This window comes from Streptomyces sp. 13-12-16, assembly GCF_002114215.1.
GTDB lineage: Bacteria > Actinomycetota > Actinomycetes > Streptomycetales > Streptomycetaceae > Streptomyces.
Genome location: NZ_NCTE01001432.1, coordinates 684 through 1384, shown reverse-complemented (window position 1 = coordinate 1384; position 701 = coordinate 684). Strand labels below are relative to the sequence as shown.

Sequence of the window (701 nt, the reverse complement as noted above, 5' to 3'; positions counted from 1 at the left end):
ATACTCGTAGACGACCTGGTCGCTCTCGATACCCACGAAGTCCCCTCCGGGACGGATGCGTCGGGACACCGTCGCCCGACGGTACCGCGAGTGGGACCGGCCGTCCCAACTCCCGGCACGCCACCGGCGTACCCACCCGCTAACGTGAGGCGGATGAGCACCGAGGAGAAGCCCGCGGCGGCCCCCCGATCCCTCGCCGAGGCCCTCCGGGGGCGGGACGACGCGGCGCTGGCCGCGCTGCTGCGCAGCCGGCCGGACCTCGTCACGCCCGTGCCCACCGACCTCACCCAGCTCGCCACCCGCGCCGGCACCCGCGCCTCGGTCGTACGGGCGCTGGAGCGGCTGGACCGGTTCACGCTGCAGACGGCGCAGGCGCTGGCCGTGGCGGCGGATCCGGCGTCGTACGGCGAACTGCTCGGGCTGATGGCGGGCGACGACCGCGACCCGGTGGTCTCCGCCGCGCTGCCGCACGCGCTCGGCGTACTGCGCGAGCAGGCGCTGGTGTGGGGCGGTGACGACCGGCTGCGGCTGGTGCGCACCGCCCGTGAGCTGCTGGCGCCGTCGCCGCAGCACCCCTCGCCGACCGGGCTCGGGCCGACCGTGCGGGAGGCCACCGCCGGGATGTCGCCGGGGCGGATCCAGGAGATCGTGGCGACGGCGGGACTGCCGTCGACGCACGACTCGGTGTCCGCCGTGGCCGC

Annotated in this window: 1 pseudogene; it reads left to right on the top strand. The window is 76.2% G+C overall.

Going from position 1 to position 701, the window contains the following annotated elements:
• Positions 1–153 precede the first annotated feature (153 nt).
• Positions 154–701: pseudogene (locus B7767_RS42160) on the top strand (DNA-binding protein); the annotation flags it as partial.